Source organism: Pseudomonas sp. DE0010, from assembly GCF_007680745.1.
In the GTDB taxonomy this organism is placed as follows: domain Bacteria; phylum Pseudomonadota; class Gammaproteobacteria; order Pseudomonadales; family Pseudomonadaceae; genus Aquipseudomonas; species Aquipseudomonas parafulva_B.
Map to the genome: position 1 here is coordinate 139,716 of NZ_VEJQ01000010.1, position 15,612 is coordinate 155,327.

Annotated in this window: 16 protein-coding genes and 1 pseudogene; 4 read left to right on the top strand and 13 right to left on the bottom strand. The window is 60.4% G+C overall.

The window, feature by feature from the left end:
* Window positions 1-5: 5 nt before the first annotated feature.
* From FS767_RS10225 to FS767_RS10255, 7 genes are all read right to left on the bottom strand, one after another.
* The gene (locus FS767_RS10225) at window positions 6-371 is read right to left on the bottom strand and encodes a Na+/H+ antiporter subunit G (RefSeq protein ID WP_144965176.1); all 366 of its coding nucleotides are present in this window, start codon (window positions 369-371) and stop codon (window positions 6-8) included.
* The gene (locus FS767_RS10230; RefSeq protein WP_144965177.1) at window positions 368-646 is read right to left on the bottom strand and encodes a K+/H+ antiporter subunit F; all 279 of its coding nucleotides are present in this window, start codon (window positions 644-646) and stop codon (window positions 368-370) included. Before FS767_RS10230 ends, FS767_RS10225 begins: the two co-directional genes overlap by 4 nt.
* Window positions 643-1,131, bottom strand: a complete 489-nt coding sequence (locus FS767_RS10235; RefSeq protein ID WP_144965179.1) for a Na+/H+ antiporter subunit E — start codon at window positions 1,129-1,131, stop codon at window positions 643-645. Before FS767_RS10235 ends, FS767_RS10230 begins: the two co-directional genes overlap by 4 nt.
* Window positions 1,128-2,807, bottom strand: coding sequence for a monovalent cation/H+ antiporter subunit D (locus FS767_RS10240; RefSeq protein ID WP_144965181.1), 1,680 nt, complete (start codon window positions 2,805-2,807; stop codon window positions 1,128-1,130). The genes FS767_RS10235 and FS767_RS10240 overlap by 4 nt, the downstream gene beginning before the upstream one ends.
* Window positions 2,804-3,148, bottom strand: coding sequence for a Na+/H+ antiporter subunit C (locus FS767_RS10245; RefSeq protein WP_144965183.1), 345 nt, complete (start codon window positions 3,146-3,148; stop codon window positions 2,804-2,806). Before FS767_RS10245 ends, FS767_RS10240 begins: the two co-directional genes overlap by 4 nt.
* Window positions 3,148-6,063, bottom strand: a complete 2,916-nt coding sequence (locus FS767_RS10250; protein ID WP_144965185.1) for a monovalent cation/H+ antiporter subunit A — start codon at window positions 6,061-6,063, stop codon at window positions 3,148-3,150. Before FS767_RS10250 ends, FS767_RS10245 begins: the two co-directional genes overlap by 1 nt.
* Before the next feature lie 143 nt (window positions 6,064-6,206).
* Window positions 6,207-7,154, bottom strand: a complete 948-nt coding sequence (locus FS767_RS10255) for a DMT family transporter (protein ID WP_144965187.1) — start codon at window positions 7,152-7,154, stop codon at window positions 6,207-6,209.
* Window positions 7,155-7,237: 83 nt separating this feature from the next.
* On the opposite strand from FS767_RS10255, the gene FS767_RS10260 reads away from it, so the two are divergent.
* Entirely contained in the window at window positions 7,238-7,801 is a 564-nt protein-coding gene (locus FS767_RS10260) for a helix-turn-helix domain-containing protein (RefSeq protein ID WP_058605983.1), read from the top strand.
* Window positions 7,802-7,809: 8 nt separating this feature from the next.
* On the opposite strand, the gene FS767_RS10265 is transcribed toward FS767_RS10260, so the two are convergent.
* On the bottom strand, window positions 7,810-8,373 hold the full coding sequence (locus FS767_RS10265; protein ID WP_144965189.1) for a cysteine hydrolase family protein: 564 nt from the start codon (window positions 8,371-8,373) through the stop codon (window positions 7,810-7,812).
* A gap of 82 nt (window positions 8,374-8,455) precedes the next feature.
* Here FS767_RS10265 and FS767_RS10270 point away from each other — a divergent pair, with 82 nt between their 5' ends.
* Entirely contained in the window at window positions 8,456-9,490 is a 1,035-nt protein-coding gene (locus FS767_RS10270; RefSeq protein WP_144965191.1) for a GlxA family transcriptional regulator, read from the top strand.
* Between the two features lie 52 nt (window positions 9,491-9,542).
* Window positions 9,543-9,899, top strand: coding sequence for an antibiotic biosynthesis monooxygenase (locus FS767_RS10275; protein ID WP_144965192.1), 357 nt, complete (start codon window positions 9,543-9,545; stop codon window positions 9,897-9,899).
* Window positions 9,900-9,902: 3 nt separating this feature from the next.
* On the opposite strand, the gene FS767_RS10280 is transcribed toward FS767_RS10275, so the two are convergent.
* Both FS767_RS10280 and FS767_RS10285 read right to left on the bottom strand, forming a co-directional pair.
* The gene (locus tag FS767_RS10280; protein WP_058605993.1) at window positions 9,903-10,673 is read right to left on the bottom strand and encodes a S9 family peptidase; all 771 of its coding nucleotides are present in this window, start codon (window positions 10,671-10,673) and stop codon (window positions 9,903-9,905) included.
* Window positions 10,657-11,775, bottom strand: a complete 1,119-nt coding sequence (locus FS767_RS10285; protein WP_371921583.1) for a DUF3182 family protein — start codon at window positions 11,773-11,775, stop codon at window positions 10,657-10,659. The genes FS767_RS10280 and FS767_RS10285 overlap by 17 nt, the downstream gene beginning before the upstream one ends.
* Window positions 11,776-11,968: 193 nt before the next feature.
* Here FS767_RS10285 and FS767_RS10290 point away from each other — a divergent pair, with 193 nt between their 5' ends.
* Window positions 11,969-13,777, top strand: a complete 1,809-nt coding sequence (locus tag FS767_RS10290; protein ID WP_144965197.1) for an aminopeptidase P family protein — start codon at window positions 11,969-11,971, stop codon at window positions 13,775-13,777.
* A gap of 32 nt (window positions 13,778-13,809) precedes the next feature.
* On the opposite strand, the gene FS767_RS10295 is transcribed toward FS767_RS10290, so the two are convergent.
* From FS767_RS10295 to FS767_RS23050, 3 genes and pseudogenes are all read right to left on the bottom strand, one after another.
* The gene (locus FS767_RS10295; protein ID WP_023534016.1) at window positions 13,810-14,091 is read right to left on the bottom strand and encodes a hypothetical protein; all 282 of its coding nucleotides are present in this window, start codon (window positions 14,089-14,091) and stop codon (window positions 13,810-13,812) included.
* 164 nt (window positions 14,092-14,255) lie between these two features.
* Complete coding sequence (rhtA, locus tag FS767_RS10300; protein ID WP_144965199.1) at window positions 14,256-15,143, bottom strand: threonine/homoserine exporter RhtA; 888 nt, start codon at window positions 15,141-15,143, stop codon at window positions 14,256-14,258.
* 165 nt (window positions 15,144-15,308) lie between these two features.
* Window positions 15,309-15,612: pseudogene (locus tag FS767_RS23050) on the bottom strand (hypothetical protein); the annotation flags it as partial.

The following is a 15,612-nucleotide window of genomic DNA, read 5'->3' on the forward strand; positions in this document are numbered from 1 at the left end:
CGCGGTCAGTTACCACGATCCAGGCCGCTGCTGACCTCCTCGGGTACCGGCTCTTTGGCCTGACGCTTGCGAAACAGCCCTGCGCGGGCCAGTAACAAGGTAGTCACTGGCACTGTGATCGATAGCAGCACGGGAATCAGCCATGCATGCAGCACCAGCGACTCCTTCAGCCACGAAAAATAGATGATCGAGCCAAGCGCGACGCACCAGGCCCCTATGGTCGAGGCCAGTGCTGGGGGATGCATGCGTTGGAAATAGTCTTTCAGGCGCAGTAGGCCAATCGCACCGATCAGCGCAAAAAGACTGCCAGCTACCAGCAGTATGGCTGTGATCATTTCCAGCCAGAACGGTAGATCGAGTGTCTCGGTCATTCGATCACCTCTCCACGCAGCAGGAACTTGGCCAGGGCGAAGGAGCCCACGAAGCCAAACAACGCAATGAGCAACGCCCCTTCGAAATACGTGTCACTGGCATACCTGATGCCCAGCACCAGCATGGTCAGCATTGCCAGAATGTACAGGTAATCTAGAGCCAAAACCCTGTCCTGCGCCGAAGGCCCTCGGAATAGGCGGATCAGGGTTAGGCACATAGCCAGCGCAAAGATGAACAAGCTGACAAGAACAGCGTTGGCGAGCAGTCCACTCATTGAAAAATCTCCATCAAGGGACGCTCATAGACGTCCTTGAAATGCTGGACGAACGCCGCTTCATCATCCAGATCGAATACGTGCAGCAGTAGCACGCTACGGTCCAGGGCCAGTTCCGACCAGATGGTTCCAGGGATCACCGTCGTGATCATGGACAGCGCTGCAAGCCCATGGGGTTCACGCAGGTCCAGGGGGATATGAACGAAGACTGAGCGTGGCGGCCGCCTCCCGGCACCCAGCACGCCGCGAGCGACCTGCAGGTTGGACAGGATGACGTCCACGCCAACCCGGCCTATCAGTTTGACGATGACCAGGGGGCGTCGGACATGGGCATGTTGCGGCCGCAAGGGCGCCATCAGCAGCGGAGCCAGTATCCCCAGTGCGGCGGCGAGGATGAGGTTACCCGGACTCAGCGACAGGTTGAGCAACAGCCACAGGCCGAACAGGCATGCCGATAGCAGAGGGGCGGGAAATAGTCGGGTCATGGCTGCACCTGAACGTCGAGCGAGGTGGGACCAGGTTTTGGCTGCGCGGCCATGACTGCATCGATGTAGGCATCGGGCGCCTGAAGGCTGGCAGCTGTGTCCAGGCTGTAGCGCAGCAGCGGCTCGGCCTTGATGCTGAGCAACATGCACAAGCCCAGCAGGATCACGATCGGAAGGCATTCGAAACGCCTGAGCACTGGAGAGGGCCGCTCTTCGGGTTTCCAGAAGCGTTGGATGCCGACGCGTCCAAACGCGATCAGCGATGCCATTCCAGACAGTACCAGCAAGGCCACAAGGCCCCAGCCAGCGGCACCGAGGGTGTTTTGGCTCGGAACCCCCAGGCCGTTGGGGTTGAACAAGGCACTGATGAGGTTGAGCTTGGCGACGAAGCCGGAAAGGGGTGGCATGCCGATGATCAACAAGGCGCAGGCGATGAAGCTCAAGCCCAGGAAAGCCATGGTCCAGGGAATGACCTGACCGATGACGGCCTTCTGGTCGTCATCGAGGTTGATCCCTTTTGGAGGGTGAAGTGATTCCAGCAAGGCCGGCATGGCGTCTTCTTCCTCGTCCAATGGCAACTCATTGGCAGATCGCGAGCGCTCGATGAGTTCGGCCAACAGGAACAATGCGCACAAGGCCAGGGTAGAATTCACGAGGTAGAACAGCGCGGCTCCAGTCAATGCCAATTGCGCAAAGCCCACCGCCCCCAGCAAGGTGCCAGCCGATACCAGGATACTCAACGCCGCCATGCGTTCCAGGCGCTGCGCTGCCAGGATCGACACCGCTGCCATGGCCAGGGTCGCCAAGCCTCCGTAGACCAGCCAATCTGCCCCGAAGTGTGCCGATGCCCCTGCTTGCCCGGAGAAGAGCAGCGTCCACACCCGCAGCACCGCATACAGCCCCACCTTGGTCATGATTGCAAAGAGGGCAGCCACTGGCGCGCTGGCAGACGCATAGGCTGGCACCAGCCAGAAGTTCAGGGGCCAGATGCCCGCTTTGACCAGGAACGCCATGGCCAGAATCGCTGCGCCTGCATGCAGCAGGCCGCGGTCGGCCTCGGGTACCAGCGGAATCTTCAGGGCAAGGTCCGCAAGGCTCAACGTACCCGTCACGCCATACAGCATTGCCGCGCCAATCAGGAACAACGAGGAGGCGAAGAGGTTGACGGCGATGTAGTGCAAGCCGGCTCGCACACGTGCGCGGCCGGATCCGTGCAGCAGAAGGCCGTATGAAGCTGCCAACAGCACTTCGAAGAACACGAACAGGTTGAACAGGTCTGCCGTCAGGAATGCGCCGTACAGGCCCATCAACTGAATCTGGAACAGCGCATGAAAACTTGCACCGGCGCCATCCCAGCGTGCCCGTGCGAACAGCAGGGCGCTTAGCCCGATGACGCCGGTCAGGGTCAGCATCAGCGCCGACAGGTGGTCCACCACCAGCACGATGCCAAACGGGGCTGGCCAGTTGCCCGGCAGGTAGACGCCGATCGATTCTGCCTGGCCCTGGGTACGGACCCAAAGCAGCAGGCTGATGGCAATGCCAAGACCGGCGCAGGTCGACAGCAGGTTCAGCCGTGCCTTGATCAATCGATGCTTTTCGCCCAGCAGCAACATGACTGCCGCTGTAATCAACGGCAACAGGATAGGGGCAACGATCAGTTGGCTCATGCCGCTCATTCCTCACGCTCCCGGCCATCTACGTGGTCGGTGCCGGTCAGGCCGCGCGATGCCAGCAGTACCACGAGAAACAGGGCGGTCATGGCGAAGCTGATGACGATTGCCGTGAGTACCAAGGCCTGTGGCAGCGGATCGGTGTAGTGCAACAGGTCCTGGGTAACGCCTTGCTTGATGATGGGCTCCTTGCCGATGAACAGGCTGCCCATGCTGAAAATGAAGAGGTTGACCCCATAGGAAAGCAGGCACAAGCCCATGATCACCTGGTATGTGCGCGGGCGCAGCACCAACCAGACTCCGGAGGCGGCAAGCACGCCAATGGCCACTGCGATCACTTCTTCCATCAGGCGGCTCCTGTTTTACGGGTCTTGCCTGGACTGGCCGGGCGATAGGCACGTACCGACTGGTGGGCCAGGGCCGTGAGTATCAAAAGGGTCGATCCGACGACCACGGTGAACACACCGACGTCGAAGAACAGTGCGCTTGCCAGATGGATGTCTCCGAGCAGAGGAAGATGCAGGTGCGCCGTATGGGTGGTCAGGAACGGGTAACCGAGCGCGATGGCGCCGCCACCGGTCAAGGTTGCACAGAGCAGACCGGTGCCCATCCAGCGCAAGGGCCGCAGGCGCATCTGCGCTTCGACCCACTGGGTGCCTGCGACCATGTATTGCAGAATGAACGCCACCGAAGTCACCAACCCGGCGACGAAGCCGCCGCCCGGCTGATTATGACCACGCATGAACAGGTACATCGATACCAGCAGCGCGATAGGCAGCAACAGGCGCACCAGCACGGCGGGCACCATCATGAAGCCCAGAGCGGTATCGGCAGCGTGGCGCGGGTTGATCAGGTCGGTGACGACATCAGGTGCCAGTTGGCGCTGCTGGGTCGGCAATTGCATGCTTTCCTTGGGAGGGCGGAAGCGACGCAGAAGCGCGAAAACGGTCAACCCCACCGCGACCAGCACGGTGATTTCGCCCAGGGTATCGAAGCCGCGGAAATCCACCAGCATCACGTTGACCACATTGGTGCCACCACCTTGGGGCAGCGCACGGCTCAGGTAGAACGAGGAGATGTCGTTAGGCGTAGGGCGGGTGAGCATGGCGTAGGACAGCACGGCCATGCCGGCGCCTACCAGCACCGCCAGTAGCAGGTCGCGCAGGCGACGCACGCGGGCGCGGTCGAACCTGCCGGGCAGAGGCGACACCCCCTCGATACGACGTGGAAGCCAGCGCAGGCCAAGAAGGATCAGGACAGTGGTCACCACTTCGACAACCAGCTGGGTCAAGGCCAGATCAGGCGCAGAGAACCACACGAAGGTGATACAGGTCATCAAGCCGCACACACTGACCATGGTCAGGGCCGCCAGACGGTGGTACTTGGCTTGGTAGGCCGCGCCGATCGCGCAGGCAATGGCGATCACCCAGAGTGCGACGAACACGCCTGACCCTGGGATCTTTGGCCGCTCGCCCCAGGTCAGGCCACTGTGGAGCATGGGTGTCAGGCCCGCGAGGAATGCGGCTACCACCAGCATGAACAACTGCGCCTGCAGGCGCCGGCTGGTAAGCAGGTGCTCGATACGTCGCGCCATCAGCATCAACTGCACCTGGCCATACTCAAACAGGCGCTTGCCATCGAATCGGCCCATCACGGGAGGGCAGGGGAAGCGGCCACGTCGCAGTTGCTTGCGCAACAGCAGGTAGAGGACCACGCCACCGCTCATGGCCACCAGGCTCATGATCAAGGGCGCATTCCAGCCGTGCCAGATGGCCAGGCTGTACTCGGGTAGCGTACCCCCTACAACCGGCAGTGCCGCAGCGGCCAGCAAGGGGCCTACGGACTGGGCGGGGAAAATACCGACTACCAGGCATGTCAGCACCAGCAGCTCGACCGGCGCGCGCATCCAGCGCGGGGGTTCGTGGGGTGTATGCGGCAGGTCCTGGGCAGTGGGACCGAAAAACACATCGACCGTGAAGCGCAGCGCATAGGCCACGCTGAATGTGCCGGCCAGGGTGGCGATCACCGGAAGCATGGCTTCGACCCAGGCGCTGGAGGTGATGAACACGGTTTCGGCGAAGAACATTTCCTTGGACAGGAAGCCGTTCATTAGCGGCACCCCCGCCATGGAGGCGCTGGCGACCATGGCCAGGGTGGCCGTGTAGGGAACGAGTCGGACCAGGCCGCTCAGGCGCCGGATGTCACGCGTACCACTTTCGTGGTCGATAATGCCGGCGGCCATGAACAGCGATGCCTTGAAGGTCGCGTGATTGAGAATGTGAAAGACCGCCGCCACGGCGGCCAACGAGCTGTTCAGGCCCAGCAACAGCGTGATGAGGCCCAGGTGGCTGATGGTCGAATAGGCCAGAAGGCCCTTGAGATCATTCTGGAACATCGCTGCGAAGGCACCGAGCAGCAGCGTCAGCGCGCCAGCACCACCGACTATCCAGAACCATTCGTCGGTGCCCGACAGCACTGGCCATAGGCGCGCCAGCAAAAATACGCCGGCTTTGACCATGGTTGCCGAGTGCAGGTACGCCGACACCGGCGTGGGCGCCGCCATGGCATGCGGCAGCCAGAAGTGGAAGGGAAATTGCGCGCTCTTGCTCAGGGCGCCGATCAGGATTAGCGGCAACAGCACTGGGTAAAGTGCGTGCTGGCGTATGGTGTCACCTGCAGCCAGGACCTTGTCCAGGTCATAGCTGCCCACCACATGGCCGAGCAGCAGCGCCCCTACCAGCAGGCACAAGCCACCGGCACCGGTGACCATCAGCGCCATGTAGGCGCCACGGCGCGCGTCGGCCCGGTGATGCCAGTAGCCTATCAAGAGGAAGGAAAAGAGGCTGGTGAGCTCCCAGAAAAACACCAGTTGCAGAAGGTTGCCCGACAACACCAGCCCGAGCATGGCGCCCATGAATGCAAGGAAGAAGGCAAAGAATCGCGGCACTGGGTCTTGTGGCGACATGTAGTAGCGCGCGTATAGAGACACCAACGTACCGATGCCCAGCACCAGCAGTGAGAACAGCCAGGCAAAGCCGTCCATGCGCAGTACGAAGTTGAGCCCAAGGCTAGGTAGCCACAGGAATTCTTCACGAATGACCCCGCCGTGGGCCACCTGTGGATAGAGAAGTGCTACCTGGACGGTGCCGACCAAGGCCACGAGCCCGGCGAGTATGGACTCGGCGTTACGTGCGTTGTGCGGCAGCGCGGCTGCCAGCAAACTGCCCACGAACGGCAGAAGCAATAGCACTATCAAAGACATAGAGTTCTATTCTGAGAGGTTTTCCAAGGATCATACGTGCCGAACGGGTCATCGACCAACACACAACCTGTCGCAGAATCCTACAAAAGGGCTGTGACAGGCTGTTTTTTTATAACAGTTTTTTACAGAGGATAGTCGGAGCTTTAGAGACCGGTCTTGAGTTGACGTTCATTCTGTGCAAGTTCAGTACCAGCAGATTCTGGCCTGCGGCGCACGCGCAACTCGCTGATGACCACGGCGATGACGATCAGCAGGCCGCCCAACAGTGCCAACCCCGGCAGGCGCTCTCCCGCTAGCCGTCCGACCAGGCCGGCCCACACTGGCTCACCGGCATAGATCAACGTGGCCCGGGTGGGTGATACCGATTTTTGTGCCCAGTTCATCGCCACCTGGATAATCGCGCTCATCAGGCCCAAGCCAATCGCACTGCTCAGCAAAAGCCAAGAGAAATCGGGTACCGATTCCTGGGTAGGCAGCATCATCATGAATGCCAGCGCCGAGGCCGTTGCCAGTTGCACCACAGTAACGCGGCGAACGTCGACGCGCCCGGCAAAGCGGCTGATCAGAATGATTTCGCCGGCGATGGCGACGGCGCTGATCAATGTCACCACCTCGCCTTCGCTCATGTGCAGGCTACCGGCCTGCGGCCCGGCGAGCAGGACCAACCCAACGAATGCCAGGCCTATCCCAAGGCTGGGCATCAGGCCCGGGCGCCGACCCAGCACCAGCCATTGCAGCAAGGGTACGAAGGGCACGTAAAGCGCCGTGATGAACGCCGACTGGCTGCTGCTGATCGTCTGCAGACCCATGGTCTGCAGGCCGTAGCCCAACATGATCAATACGCCAATCGACAGGCCTGCCTTGAATTCGACAAGGGTTAACCCCGGCAAGGCGCGGGCCGAGACCATGCCGACGAACAGGGCCGCCGCGGCGAAGCGCAAGCCCACGAAAAACATGGGGCCACTGACGGTCATCACGTTGTGCACCAGCAGGAATGTACCGCCCCATAACATGGTGATGAACACCAGCACCCACTCGGCTTTGCTAAGACGGAACGAAAAGGTGGGACGTTGCGGGCGTGACTTATTCATGCGGTTGCAGGCTCGTAGGACAGGGCGCACAATCGGCGCAAAGTGGGCAGTATACTGCGCAACAACTAGGGATGAGCAATATAGTGCACAACGACGCCTCGCATCGTGCTTCGGTGCTGCAACACGTGAGCTTGAATGTTCGCAGTCTGCGCAACGCTGCTGGCATCAGCCAGGCAACATTGGCCGAGCGTTCAGGTGTCAGCCGTCGCATGCTGGTGGCGATCGAGGCTGGCGAGAAAAATGTCAGCCTCACTACGCTCGACCTCATCGCCGAGGCACTCGGGGTGGCGTTCAGCACATTGATCCAGGCGCCTGACCAGCGTAACCCTGGTCGTATCGAAGAGCTGGCCTGGGCGGGTGAGCATCCGCAAAGCCGGGCCATCCTGCTGGCAAGCAGCATGGCCCGTCGCGAAGTTGAGCTGTGGGAATGGACCCTGGCGGTCGGCGAACACTATCGCAGCGAGGCAGATGCCGAAGGCTGGAGCGAGCAGATCTACGTGGTCGAAGGTGTACTGACGCTGATTATCGAGGGTGTCGAGCACCGACTCGAGCAGGGACGCTTTCACGTATTCGCCAGCAATTGCCGTTACGCCTATCGCAACGATGGCGCGGTCGCAGTGAAGTTTGTACGCAATGTAGTGATCTAAAGTGGCGATCAGGCGTGGCCAGCAGCCTCTTGGAGCAATGCATCGGTGCTGCGCACCGAGGCATAGGCGAACGCCAGTGCAGCCATCGATGCCTCATGCACCTGTGCAGCAGGTACCCGTTTGCCGTTGAACTCCAGGGCCAGCGTGGCGCAGGCATCATGGGCGACCGTGACTTCGTACCCGAGGTCAGCTGCTGCGCGCACCGCTGCATCGATGCACATGTGGCTCATGCTGCCCACGACAGTCAGCGACCTGATGCCCTGGCGTTCGAGCGTCTGCGCAAGATCGGTCGAGAGAAAAGCGTTGACCTTGTGTTTGAGAATCACAGTCTCTCCAGGCATCGGCTGAACACTCGGGTGAATGGCTGCGCCCGAAGAGCCTGGAGCAAAAAAGGGGGCGTCGGCGCTGTCGAACTCGTGGCGTACATGCACGATGAGGTCGTTCGCGTCGCGGGCAGCCTGGAGCAGGCGGGCCGCATTTTCAGCGGCGCGCTCGACACCTTCCAGAGGCCATTTGCCGCCTGGGAAATAGTCGTTCTGGATATCGATGATGATCAGTGCGTGAGTGCTCATGTTGCCTCCGGGGGCAGTGGTTTTGACTGTTGCTTAGTTATAGGCTGTCGCGTGATAGGGGTGAATTGGCACGAAAGACACTATGCGGGGCAAAACTGACATGGCTCGTTTTATCGAGATTGGCCTGCTTCGCTATCCCGATGCGCAGGAGGCAGCGATCCACGGCCTGCACGACCTGTTCGACGTGGCTAACCGTATGGCTGACGGGTTGGGTGCGGCCCAAGCGCCTCGTGTGCGTATCAGCGTATGGGGGGTGGGTGCAGAGGAAGAACTGCTGCCTGAGGCTCCTCCAAGGGATGACAGGGATGCGAGACTGCGTGTTCTGATCATCCCGCCAAGTTTGCACGCCGTTCCCCACGATGCCTGCCTGGCTCGCCATCGCTCGGCTTTGCGCCGATTGCACCAGGAAGGCACCGTTCTGGCCTCGGTGTGCATCGGGGTTTTCTTCATAGCGGACTGTGGTCTGCTGGATGGACGCACCGCATGCGCCCATCGCAATCATGTGCAGCTACTGAAGGCGCGTTACCCGCACATCAGGGCTGAGGCTCAACAGGTGTTGCTCGACGACGGCGATATCGTCAGCTCCGCTGGCCTGATGGCCTGGACCAGTCTGGGCCTGAGCTTGGTGCAGCGATTCATGGGCAATACCGTTGCCGCTGAAACTGCGAACTTTCTGGCGGTAGATCCGATACCTGCCGCTTTGCCCGGCACTCGCCTCAACCCGTTGCTTGATCATGGCGATGAAGCGGTCCTGAAGGTACAGCACTGGTTGCAGGCTACGGGCGCGCGGACGGCGGGCCTCGCAGCGATGGCAGCGTGCGCCAGCCTGGAGCCGCGCACGTTTTTGAGGCGATTTCGCTTGGCTACAGGCTTGCGCCCCACCGAGTACTGTCAGCAGATCAGAGTATGCCGGGCAGCACGTTTGCTTGAGTTCACACTTAGGACAGTCGACCAGATCGCTTGGGATGTCGGTTATCGCGACCCCGGTGCGTTTCGCAAGGTATTTCAGCGCGCCACAGGCATTACCCCCAGTGCATTTCGACGGCAGGGCGTGACTTCAACGCCTGAGGAGCGGGGTGCATGGAGTAGCGACCCTCTTGACCTCGAGATTGGTTGAGGTTTTAACCTTCCGGGCATTGCAATGTGTATCCCCTGTCAGGAGGTTGTCGATGTCAGGAAGTGTCTCAGCCATCTGGTACAACCAGATGATCGAATATCGGGTCGCCGTCGTCTTTCAGCAAGCATTGGCCCAGGCATTGATGCAGCGCAGTGAGTCCCTGGCAGCGCGCTTTGAAGACCTCCGGGCGGTCAGTGTTCAGGTGAGCGAAGATGGCAATTGTTTGCTTCAGTCGCTGCAGTGGACCAACCGGGAGGCCTGTGAGGCGGCCATCGAGCAAGTGCTGGACGGTTCGTTTCTGGGTCTACTCCAGCAGTATCACGCCAGCGCCGTGAACTTTGCCGCTTTCACGGCCCTGCGAAGTCTGGCTCGCCATCCAGACGGAGCGTTGTACTGCCAGGTGGAGTGAGCTTCACGCGTACCAGGGTGCGTAGTGGGGATAGCGGTCCAGGCGAGCACCAATGACCATTTCGCTGATCCATGCCGCCAGCAGTGCACTGTAGGCCTTCTGGCTCTCTTCGGTGGACAGGCCGTGATCGGCGCCGTCGACAATCCGGTGGGTGAGCGAGTGGGCACTGCCGAAGGCTGACCGGTAACTCATCAGCGTGCTGTGGGGTACGTAGTCATCATGCTCGGATTCGACCAGCAGAACATCGCCGGCAAACTCGGCGCAGGCGGCCAGAGCACGGTTGTCAGACGGCGCCAAGGGGCGACGGCGATAGTCATTGAGCCGTTGTCGGTCCAGGGACTGCTTGGGCGTATTCCATTCTTCGTCCCAGTACATGGCCGGTACCCGCAGGGCCAGCCAGCGGACCGGGCGCATCGAGGTCAACAAAGTAGCCAGGTAGCCGCCGTAGCTGCTGCCGATCACGGCGATGGCGTTGGGGTCCACAGTGGGGTGGCTGATGAGCCGGTCGTAGGCTGTTAGCAGATCCTGCAAATTCTGCTCTCGCGTTACCGTCAGGCGCTGACTTTGGGTTTTCTCGTGGCCGCGCAGATCGAAGGTCATGCAGACGCAGCCAAGTCCTGTGATGTGTCGCGCTCTGGCAAGGTCACGCTGCTGGCTGCCGCCCCAGCCGTGGACGAACAGGATGCCGGGGATTTTGCTGCCGGGGCTGACCAGCGTCGCGCAGATGGTATCCCCGTTCACCGGCAGCTCTATCGTCTCACTCTGAATGGCCAACGTGTCGCAGCCGCGCGTATTTGGTGAGTTGTCCGAGTTCACTGTCGTTTCCTTGGTAGAAGAGTGTGGCATCCGCCGGTAGCGCGGGCGTGCCGAAGACTTCGTGGGTGCTAGCGCGCACTCGATCGACCCTGGCGTTGGCAGCGAATGCCTGCAGGGCGAGCAATTCGGCGCTGCTGGCACCGCCCATCCGCCAGGATTGTTCCAGCACGCCACTGCAAATGTCGCCTTTGGTATCGGTGCCGCGGGCGATGTCGTAATTGCGGCGTGAGGCGATGAAGCCAGGTAAATGTTGATCGGCAGCTTGGTCATAAGTCATTGCCTGCTCAATCGCCACGCGAACGCTCTTTTCCAAGGGGCCGGCCAGCAGAGACGCAAAGCCTCCTCGTACGAAGGTCAGGTCAGAGCCGCCGTATACCTCGACACCTTGGTGATCTTGGGTGAGTTGCTGTGTGCCGTAATAGCTGCAGACCAAGCCTGCGACCCGTACCTGGCCGACGCTGAACGTCTCGACGTGGCTCAGGTTCTGTTCCAGCACCAGGCCCCAAGTCGAGAGTTCTGCGTCATCCATCGCACAGAGTAGGGGTTCAAGTTCTTCGAGCGTGGAGAACACGGCCTGCCCTCGACCCGCGCATGCGCGTACGGGTTTCAGTCGTACAGGCCCTGTGATTAACAAAAGTTGTGCCGCGTGCCGGGCGGTGGCCTTGTCGAATACGGTGTAGCCCTTGAGCAGCGCGTCGCAGGCCTGCCGGGCAAATGCCTCAGGCCAATCAGGCTTTGGTGGAGCACCTGGCGGCAGCGGGTGTGAAATGGCCTTGGTGGCCATGAACGGATGAGCGACGGCACCGCCAAAAAAATCGGCTTCGCTTTTTATACCCAGTGCTGTCAGATCTGCGGTGTCGACCAAAGGCTGGGTGAGCATGTAGTAATACGAAGCGTCCGCCTGTGGCGCTTCGTGCAGGTCCACCACAGAGCAGTCCAGCAACTGTGCGAAGCCTTCCGATAGCTTACGGTACACGGCGTGCTCGTGGTCGGGCGTGTGGGGCCGAGTGTCAAGTACCACGACGCCCTGTTTGCGATGACAGACACTGGGCATGACGATCCGCCTTGCAAGGGGGCTGTACTGCCTCTGAATCCGGGACGTAGGTGAAGTTCAGCATGGCAGGATCAATGGTAGGGTCTGGCGTAGGACCTTTCTCAGAAGCGTGCAGCACGGAGATTGTTGATTGCAGGCCGCGGGCAGCTATTCCATCATCAAGCGCTCAGGCATAACGGATGTCGCCACAGATAAGGGCATGATCGTGCACACCACTCTCCAACAGACCACGGCCCAGCGTCTTGCCGCGACGCGTAAGGCCATGGCCGCAGAAGGGCTTGACGCCTTGCTGGTTCCATCGGCAGACCCTCATCTTTCCGAGTATCTGCCAGGCTACTGGCAAGGCCGCCAGTGGCTGTCGGGCTTCACTGGTTCGGTCGGCACCCTGGTCATAAGCCAGCAGTTTGCCGGGCTGTGGGTCGATAGCCGCTACTGGGAGCAGGCTGAGCGAGAGCTGGCAGGTAGCGGCATCGAATTGATGAAATTGTCACCCGGGCAGCCGAGCGCTCTGGACTGGTTGGCTGAACATGTGCAACCGCAGGGTTGCGCCAGCGTAGATGGTCGTGCGATGGCTTTGGCTTCGGCTCGCCAGTTGCGAGAGCGCCTTGGCCAGCGAGGCGCAAGGTTGGTGACTGACCAGGATGTGCTGGGTCGCGTTTGGAGCGACCGGCCGACGCTACCGTCCAACCCGGTGTATTCACATCTCGCGCCCTACGCAGTAGTGGGTCGTGCGCAGAAGCTGGCGCAGGTGCGGCAGGCGATGCATGCCAAAGGTGCGGACAGTCATTTCATCGCCACCCTGGATGACATTGCCTGGTTGTTCAACTTGCGCGGTAGCGATGTGTCTTACAATCCGGTGTTCCTGGCGTTTGCCCTGATCGATGCGCGGCGCGTGCAGCTTTTCATTGCCTCGGGAAAAGTCGATGAACCCCTGCGTCAGGGGCTGCGCGAGGATGGCATCGAAGTGCGAGACTACACCGAGGCTACCGGCGCCCTTGGTCAGTTGCCACCTGGTAGTCGCTTGTTGGTGGATCCAGCGCGGGTGACGTGCGGGTTGCTCGAGCCGCTAGGCGAAGGGGTAGTGCTCGTGGAAGGCTCGAATCCCAGTACCCTGAGCAAGGCGTGCAAGGCTGAGGGCGAACTTGAGCATGTTCGTAGGGCGATGGAGCAGGACGGCGCGGCCTTGTGCGAATTTTTCGCCTGGTTTGAAGAAGCGCTCGCGACCCAGGTGGTGACCGAGCTGACCGTCGATGAGCAACTCACCGCCGCGCGCGCCCGGCGGCCGGGCTTCGTTTCGTTGAGCTTCTCGACCATTGCTGCCTTCAATGCCAATGGTGCGATGCCCCACTATCGGGCCACTGATCAGTCACACGCAGTGATCAAGGGCTACGGCCTGCTGCTCATTGACTCTGGCGGCCAATACCTGGGTGGGACCACGGATATCACGCGTATGGTCCCCATCGGGCAACCGAGCGACCTGCAGAAGCTCGATTGCACCCGTGTGCTGAAAGGCATGATAGCGCTGTCGCAGGCGACCTTCCCGCGGGGCGTGCTGTCGCCCATGCTTGACGCCATAGCCCGTGCGCCCCTCTGGGCCGACCAGGTCGATTACGGCCACGGCACCGGCCATGGAGTGGGCTATTTCCTGAATGTTCATGAAGGGCCTCAGGTGATTGCCTATCAGGCAGCGGCCGCGCCGCAGACCGCCATGCAAGAAGGCATGATCAGTTCAATCGAGCCTGGCACCTACCGACCTGGACAATGGGGGGTGCGGATTGAAAACCTGGTCGCCGCGCGAAGCGGCGGCCGCAGTGCATTCGGTGATTTTCTCGATTTCGAGACCTTGACGCTGTGCCCCATCGATACGCGTTGCTTGCTGGCGCAGCGGCTGACTGAGCAGGAGGTTTGCTGGCTCAATAGTTACCATGCCAGGGTGCGCGAGCGATTGGCCCCACTGCTGGACGGAAAGGCGCTGGCGTGGTTGTTGTCACGTACTGAGGCGATCTAAGGCATATGGGGGCAGCCATCAGGCTGCCCCGGTCACTTGCAAATGACGATCATGCTGCGGCTGGTGTAGCCGGCAGGGTTGATGCCAAATAGATAATCGCCGTCCTCTTCGTCGCTGTCGCCTGAACGGGCGACGACGCGGTATCCGCGAGTGGTGCAGGCGCTAGCGGCCTTGCTGTAGCAGTTGTCCCACGAAGAAGACAGGCCGGAGCAGTTGATATGCAGGCCTTTCTTGCCCCGTTTGACCTCGGTTTTAGCCGTGGCGGCACATCCAGCAATAGCCAAGATGGCCAGGATGAGCAAAATACGTTTCATTCCTGTCCTTAAATGCAGGACGGATCAGCTACCTGGGTCCGTCATTTTCGCTCGGGTTCATCCTGAAGAGTACAGCGTCCCTGTTCGACTGCGCTGGGACAGCTTAATCAGCGAGCGGTGACGCCACAACACCCATGCAGCTTTCAACGAAAAGTTTTCCCGTGTCAATCCGCGACCATCGTCGGTTCTGGGCTACGGCGCATGGACAACGTAGTCCCCACGGAAGCCGCGATAATGGCGCCTACGGCCAGCCATTGGGTAAATGACAGGACCTCGCCCAGGAACAACAGCCCGGACAAGGCGCCGAAGGCAGGCTCGATGCTCATGAGGGTGCCGAAGGTGCGAGTGGGCATGCGCGTGAGCGCAACCATCTCCAGGCTATAGGGGAGGGCGGTAGACAATACCGCTACAGCGATCGCCATGGGGATAACCGCGGGCGTCAGCAGCAGGCTACCGGCATGCACGATGCCGATCGGCGCGATGAACAGTGCTGCGACCACCACTCCCAGCGCTGCGCTCTGCACGCCATGTTCGGCACCGGCGCGTTGGCCGAAGAGTATATAAAGTGCCCAGCACGCCCCCGCGCCAATTGCGTAGCAGGCGCCCAGTGGGTCCAGCGCCTCTCCGTCATGGCCTGCGGGCAGCAACATCAGCAGGCCGAAAATGGCCAGCGCGATCCAGATGAAGTCGATCGCGCGGCGTGAGGCGAATATGGCAACTGCCAGTGGGCCGGTGAATTCGAGTGCCACCGCAATGCCAATGGGCACCGTCTGCAAGGACATATAGAAGAGGAAATTCATTCCGCCGAGCGCCAAGCCATAGATGACGACGTTACGCAGGGTGCGAGTAGTGAAGCGTGCTCGCCATGGCCGTAGCAGCGCAACCATGATCAAACTGGCGAAAATCAGTCGCAGTGAGGTGGTGCCTTGTGCGCCAATGAGTGGGAACATGCTTTTGGCGATCGAAGCACCGGTCTGAATCGATGCCATGGCGATAAGCAGCAGGCCGATTGGGAACAGCACGCTAGCCAGGTTGCGATGCGGTTTGGACATTGGGACGGATTACCTAGGAGTGGCGTTGCGCACTATAGTGCGCAACGGTGTGACAGACAGCAATAGAGTGTTAAGCGTTCCACTCAAATGACGTTCGGATAAGATTAATGCTTGACGCTACGAAATTAGTGTCTATAATTCGCCCCACTCCAGCGCAGTCGGGTATCACGTAGACGCTTTGGAGTACTGCAAGCCTTTGAAGCTGAACGAGTTTCTCGAAACAAACTTCCAAATAAACGCTTGACAGGCAATGAGGAGAGCGTAGAATGCGCGCCTCGGTTGAGACGAAACAGGCTCAACCAAACGCTCTTTAACAAATCGAATCAAGCAATTCGTGTGGGTGCTTGTGAGTACGGACTGATAGTCAGAAAGATTATCAGCATCACAAGTGACCATGCGAGAAATCACATAGTCATTTGAGATTGCTGAGCCAAGTTTAGGGTTTCTTAAAAACCCAAGCAGTATTGAA